This window comes from Massilia phosphatilytica (assembly GCF_977014125.1).
On sequence record NZ_CDRNIL010000109.1, the window covers coordinates 1 to 5,529 of the forward strand.

Genomic DNA, 5,529 nt, shown 5'->3' on the forward strand with positions numbered 1-5,529 from the left:
CATGGCATGGCAGGCCTGCTCCAGCTTGGCCAATGGCAACCTGAGCTTGCGATTTGTTGGAGCCAGATGATGGTGAGTGAATCTTTGGTGAATTTTTTAAACTGGCCACCCACACATGACAGTTCATTCTAATTTGCCAACTAGCTTGTCAAGATGGCCACGTTCACCATCGCATCAAGTTATGCACTGTTGCTATATATGTGCTTTATGAACAGGTCCTTGCCAAATGCACCAGGCTTTTCATGGCATGGCAGTCTCCTGGATGGCATGGCAGGCTCAGGCTGTTGAAAAAAAAAATGGCATGGCAATTCACTCACCGGCGGCCGGTGGCATGGCATGGCATGGCATGGCATGGCATGGCATGGCAACGGTTCAGGCTGGCAGGTGGCTGGCAGGCAGCCCGCCCTGGCCATGGCATGGCATGGCCACCGGTTCTGGCTCCACCAAACCACCAGGTTCACTCTCATTTTCATTCTGCAGTGGAAGGGGGGGGGGGGGGGGGGGGGGTTCAGGCCAGGTGGCCAGGCTTTTTTTTTTTTTTTTTTTGGCTGCTGTCTGGTGGTGGTGGTGGTGGCAGGAGATGAGATCACTCACCTGGCCACTTGCCTATATATATATATATATATATATATATATGTATATATATATATATATATATATATATATATATATATATATATATATATATATATATATATATATATAGGCAGCCACCACGCACCCACCACCACCAGGCACCAGGCACCACGCTCAGCTTGCATGGTCAGCCAGCCACCAGCCCTTCCCCGCCGTCGGTGTTCAGATGGTGGATGGCCGTCTCCAGGCGCTCAGTCTTTGGCCAGTACTTGTACGCCTGCTTGACGCACGTTTTCTTGATCATCTCGCCGGCGTCAGTCACCCATGGGCACGACTTGATTTTCTTCGCAACGTAGGACTTCCACGCTTCCGACCGGTCGCGGATGTCGTAGACTTCGCCGATCTCCATGGTGTGCGTCAGGTAGTCGCCGTCGGCGGTCTTGACCACCACGTACACGCCGATGATCTCGCCGCGGTCCTTCGAGAACGGGTTAAACGTGTGCGTCGGCGGCTCGTCAAAGCGGCCACGCGAGAACCCATCATTAGCGCGTACCAACTCGGCCTGCGCCCACTTGATGGAGCCGGTCGCCATTGCGAGGTCCATCAGGCCCATGTAGCTGATGTCCAAGCAAATCGCCTGCTGCTGCCCGACGCGGCGCGGCACCAGATAGGCCTGCTTCTTCGCGGGGTTCAGGCTGATGCCGATGGCGGCGATGTTCTTGACCGCGTTGATTACCGAAGCGCGATTGCTCGTTGCGACGCTCAGCGCGAAGTCGTTACCGCCCAGGATCTGCACCGCGAACCCGGCTTCCTGCTCGAACTTGATCGAACGATCCGACAGCAGGGTCATGAAATCGTCTTTGATGGCGTTAATTTCGCCGGTTATCAACGTCAGGGCGTTGCTCATTTCTCACTCCATTCAGGTACATTCGATTCGTCCATCCTCTGCACTTCCGCTACCACGATCAGGAAGGCCAGCACGAGGACAAGGGCTCTGGCGAAGTCGCGGATCACGTCGGCCACCTGATCAGAATCACGGTGTCGACCACCGCGAGCAGAAGGAAGGCGGCAAGCTTCACTTTGGCGATGCGGAGCTGGTGTTCGTTCATGGGAACGCCTTCTCAAGTACGCCAGCGAGCACGATAAGGGCGCCGACTGCGGCGAACATCAGGCCGGGATGGCGATCCGTCCACGCCATGCCGTCCAGCAGCAGGCGGTCCATGAGGCTGCGGCGCGCGATGCGGGCGGCGATCATCGGCTTAGCCCTCATGTCCGCACTGGTCGTGGCCGTGGCAAGTCGGGCTGCAGTAGCGGCAGGTCTTCCGCGCGAGGCCGCCGATGTCGCGGTAGAAGATCGTGCCGCTGACCATCGAGGCCGACGGCGTCTGTTTGCGGCAGTACGCGCATGGCTCGTGGCCTTCGCGTGGCGCGTACAGCGCGCGGCGGCGCTCAATCTCGGACATCAGCGCTTCGGCGTCCCACGCCAGCATCACGTCGCCGCCGATCTTCGGGTAGGCGTATGCGCCGCTGACGGTGCCGTAGGTCTGCTTGTAGCTGTAGCCGACCATGATGTCGTCCAGCGATGGCGCGGCCCAGCCGGCCAGCGCAGCCTCGGCCCCCTCGATGTCCTTCTTCAGTGATCCGAGCGTCGGCGCCCTTCACGTAGAAGCCGCGGCGGTACCGGCTGACGTTGGTTACGGTGATCGGCTTCGCCTCGTACTGCTCGATAGTGTGGAACTGAGGCGGCACCCCGTTCGGCAGCAGGGCGTTGATGGCGGCCTGGTCCTTGGCGGCGATCTGGCCGCAGATGTGGTCGTACTTTTCGCGGTTCGTTCTCACGTCCCTTGCTCCTCGTTCTGGCCGGCGCCGCCGGCGGTTGGTTTATTGGTGTGCTGCCGCTTGCCCGGCCGCGATCGTGCGCAGTTCCCACGTGATCGCATCGATGGCCAGTTGCACGCCGTCGTTCAGTCCCTGCATGTACAGGTCGTGCTGCTGGCGGATGCTGGCCGGCGGTTCCATGCGCCCGGTGTCGCGCGCTGCCTCAAGGCCGCGCTTGAGCGCTTCCAAGCGGCCGGTGACGGTTGTGGTGCTCATACCAGCACCCCGAACTGGCGATCGAACACGCGGCGCTCGATGCGAGCCATGCGCGCCTCGTCCGCGCGGATCTGCTCCATGCGCTCAACCTGCTTGATCGCCTCAACTTCGCAGCTGTCGTACATCGCCTTGACCGCAAGCGCGTTGAAGCCATCAGCGCCCTGCCCGGTTGCGGCCTGAACGAAGATCGTCTTGGCCTCGTCGTCGCTCAGGCGGTCCAGCACGACGTTTTGCAGATCGCTGATGGCGCGGGCTTCGCCGGCCAGCAGGCGTGCGGTCCAGCTACGCAGGGCCATTTCGGTCAGGTTTGCGATCAGTGCGTCGCGGTCTTCTTCGGTGGAGGTGCGGCGGTCCATGTCAGGCCTCTGCTGCAGCCAGAGCGGCGTTGGCGACCGCGTAGAACTTGCCGAGGAAACCGCGCGAGCAGCCGTCGCCAATCTCCAAGGCCATCTTCAGCGCCGCCACCAGCTGCTCGTGCGCGTTGCAGGCGCGGACGATGAAGGCGGCCGTAGCCTCGATCTCTTCCTGCTCGTGCACGCCGCTCATCTTGGCGATGCCCTTGGCGCCGGTCATACCCGGCAGTTTCTGCTGCCAGATCGTTACGCCATCCGGATTGCCGTGCAGGCCTTTCTTGACCGCGTAGGGCGTCGACGTGTGCTTCGTGTTGCTCATCGTTCTCTCCATCTGCCCGGCTGGGCTCGTTGCGATGGAGTTACTTTACCAAAAAGATAAAGCTACCACAAGAACTATTTATCAAAAAGATTTACTAACGGGGGAGGCTCTAAACTGTTGTTCGTCCGACTCTTGCGGGCGAGCCGGCCCGGCGTCAGGGCGTGAAAAAGCCGCGTCGTGCGCGGCATGGAGGATAGGATGGAAGAGTTAGAGACGTATCAACTGGGCGAAGAGGTGCCGTTCAGAGACATCATCGACAGCTTGATGTCAGATAATCAACCAATCTTCGAATTGAAATGTCCGAGCACGGGAGAGGCTTGGACAGTCTATGGGAGTGGGCGCACGAGTGGATTTGGCGAGGGCGATGCGCCCACGTTCCGTGTGAACAGACTCGCCTTGGAACTCATAAGAATTGATGCCGGGTTCGAAATCACTTGCCGACGGAAGGTCTATGACCCGCAAGCCATTGAACGCGCTCGCCAGAGGGTGGCGGACAGTCTTGCCAGCGCAACTACCCTTGAAATCCTAGAGAGTATTGCTGGCTCTTTTGTTGAAATGTAATAGATATCGGCAGCTCGCGAATCTTTGAAAATGGCAGAGCATGCCGTTTTGTTCACGCGGTCCCACTCAGCCCGAAAAGCCGCAAGCACATCATCAAATTGACCTGCTTTGAAAAGTACAGGGTCAATCTTGAATTGTTTCCACTCGATATTATCTGCCACAACTACTCCTTTCATTCCCCGCCGCGAGCGGGGATTATTTTTTAGGCCAGAAAATGCGAAGTATGAAATAGATTGTAAGCACAGAAAAGCCAGCCCTGACATAACTGCCAACTGCCGCCTCGCTTCCGTCCCATACCCATGGCTGCGGCCTATTCGATATAGAAGCGGCAACCCCAAGAGCGAAGCTAATAGCTACAAGCAACGGGTGCTGTTTGACGGCCTTCATGCGTTATCCTTTGCCCACTTTTTTGTTAAGCGAACCACCGTTTTCATCACCTCCAAATCGTCCTCACTTGAAAGTTCATATGTTTCCGCAAAATCTTTAGTGAATTTCGCGGCCGAAGGGCTCTCACGAAGTAATCCCATCAGAACGATGTTGTGGGCATTGATGTCCCGTAGAGTCCCAGCGAGAGCGCCTTTTTCTTCAGCTTCTTTAGCGTCAAGCTCTCGTAATCGCCCCTCGACAGCGGCTAGGTAACTTATTATTTTTCTCGTTTTCAAATAAACGAAAATCACGCCGGCTATAGCAAGTACTAGAAGCACTTCAATCATTCCGACCACCTTTCATTCTTCGCGCAGATCAAGATCAAGTCGGACCCCAAAATTTCCGACGTCTCCCGGACCGTGATCCCAGCCGCCACAGATGAGTGCGCCGCATTCGAATACCTCATACGCGGACAGCTCGCCATAACGAACCCGTCGCCGGAATGCTCGCGCATGGTCGCGTGACAGATGCCCGACGGGATGCCCCTGGATCGTCACCTGCACGGCGTGTTTGTCGTGAGGGTTATCGTCCTGCAGGGTTAGCCGTGCGCGCACTTCCATGCGAACGCCCTCAATAGTCCTATCGCCGCATAAAGCCGCAAAACTTTCTTCGTAAAATGACTCGCCAGCCACATCAACACGAAAACTTCCAATTCCCGGAATTACGGGAATCGCAATGCAATCATCCATTACAGCCTTCCTACAACGATCCTATCTGGTTGCCAAACAACTTGACCAATGATGCTGCATTGACCACTACGAACGCTCATACTTGGGAACTTATTATTGAAAGAATAAAGGCACCACCCTTCCGGCTTCCTAATCAGGCATTTCACGATCGGCTCACCGTTCCAATTAACAGCGAAGCACTCATTGTTTTTTGGTGATTGTTTCGAGGTGTCGACAAGAACTTTGTCATCTTCGAAATACATCGGCTCCATGCTGCGTCCTTTAATCGTCATGATCATCAGGTCGGCCGGGTTTAGCCGCAGCTTGTCGATAACATATTTCGGGACGTGGAAGATCCCATGATCGATATCTAAATCGGGCTCGGCAACATAGCCGTTGACCCCAGCCTGCAATCTGAGCTTTACCGCGCGAACAGGGATCGTTTCCGGGCCGCTGCCAACTAGGTGCTGGATCATCCAAACTAGCTGCCTCCGTTTTAACCTTAGCAATACGTAACTGAACGAGGTACACA

Annotated in this window: 11 protein-coding genes; 1 reads left to right on the top strand and 10 read right to left on the bottom strand. The window is 56.5% G+C overall.

Annotated elements, in window-relative coordinates; genetic code table 11:
• Nucleotides 1-590: 590 nt before the first annotated feature.
• From ACWNCF_RS03665 to ACWNCF_RS03695, 7 genes are all read right to left on the bottom strand, one after another.
• Nucleotides 591-731 carry a hypothetical protein gene (locus ACWNCF_RS03665; protein WP_449406057.1) on the bottom strand — a complete coding sequence of 47 codons (141 nt, stop codon included), beginning with the start codon at nt 729-731 and terminating at the stop codon, nt 591-593.
• Nucleotides 732-763: 32 nt separating this feature from the next.
• Nucleotides 764-1,483, bottom strand: a complete 720-nt coding sequence (locus tag ACWNCF_RS03670) for a recombinase RecT (RefSeq protein WP_449406058.1) — start codon at nt 1,481-1,483, stop codon at nt 764-766.
• Between the two features lie 198 nt (nt 1,484-1,681).
• The gene (locus tag ACWNCF_RS03675; protein ID WP_449406059.1) at nt 1,682-1,831 is read right to left on the bottom strand and encodes a hypothetical protein; all 150 of its coding nucleotides are present in this window, start codon (nt 1,829-1,831) and stop codon (nt 1,682-1,684) included.
• Nucleotides 1,832-1,835: 4 nt separating this feature from the next.
• Entirely contained in the window at nt 1,836-2,144 is a 309-nt protein-coding gene (locus tag ACWNCF_RS03680; RefSeq protein ID WP_449406060.1) for a YdaE family protein, read from the bottom strand.
• 313 nt (nt 2,145-2,457) lie between these two features.
• Nucleotides 2,458-2,670 (bottom strand): hypothetical protein, encoded by a 213-nt coding sequence (locus tag ACWNCF_RS03685; protein WP_449406061.1) that lies wholly within the window; start codon nt 2,668-2,670, stop codon nt 2,458-2,460.
• Nucleotides 2,667-3,026 carry a hypothetical protein gene (locus ACWNCF_RS03690; RefSeq protein WP_449406062.1) on the bottom strand — a complete coding sequence of 120 codons (360 nt, stop codon included), beginning with the start codon at nt 3,024-3,026 and terminating at the stop codon, nt 2,667-2,669. The genes ACWNCF_RS03685 and ACWNCF_RS03690 overlap by 4 nt, the downstream gene beginning before the upstream one ends.
• A gap of 1 nt (nt 3,027) precedes the next feature.
• Complete coding sequence (locus ACWNCF_RS03695; protein ID WP_449406063.1) at nt 3,028-3,342, bottom strand: hypothetical protein; 315 nt, start codon at nt 3,340-3,342, stop codon at nt 3,028-3,030.
• A gap of 198 nt (nt 3,343-3,540) precedes the next feature.
• Here ACWNCF_RS03695 and ACWNCF_RS03700 point away from each other — a divergent pair, with 198 nt between their 5' ends.
• Nucleotides 3,541-3,903 (top strand): hypothetical protein, encoded by a 363-nt coding sequence (locus tag ACWNCF_RS03700; RefSeq protein WP_449406064.1) that lies wholly within the window; start codon nt 3,541-3,543, stop codon nt 3,901-3,903.
• A gap of 383 nt (nt 3,904-4,286) precedes the next feature.
• Here ACWNCF_RS03700 and ACWNCF_RS03705 read toward each other — a convergent pair whose 3' ends face one another.
• From ACWNCF_RS03705 to ACWNCF_RS03715, 3 genes are read right to left on the bottom strand one after another with little or no spacing between them, the layout of a single operon-like run.
• Entirely contained in the window at nt 4,287-4,625 is a 339-nt protein-coding gene (locus ACWNCF_RS03705; protein ID WP_449406065.1) for a hypothetical protein, read from the bottom strand.
• Nucleotides 4,626-4,628: 3 nt separating this feature from the next.
• Entirely contained in the window at nt 4,629-5,018 is a 390-nt protein-coding gene (locus ACWNCF_RS03710; protein ID WP_449406066.1) for an HIRAN domain-containing protein, read from the bottom strand.
• The gene (locus tag ACWNCF_RS03715; RefSeq protein WP_449406067.1) at nt 5,018-5,473 is read right to left on the bottom strand and encodes a S24 family peptidase; all 456 of its coding nucleotides are present in this window, start codon (nt 5,471-5,473) and stop codon (nt 5,018-5,020) included. The genes ACWNCF_RS03710 and ACWNCF_RS03715 overlap by 1 nt, the downstream gene beginning before the upstream one ends.
• Nucleotides 5,474-5,529: the final 56 nt, after the last annotated feature.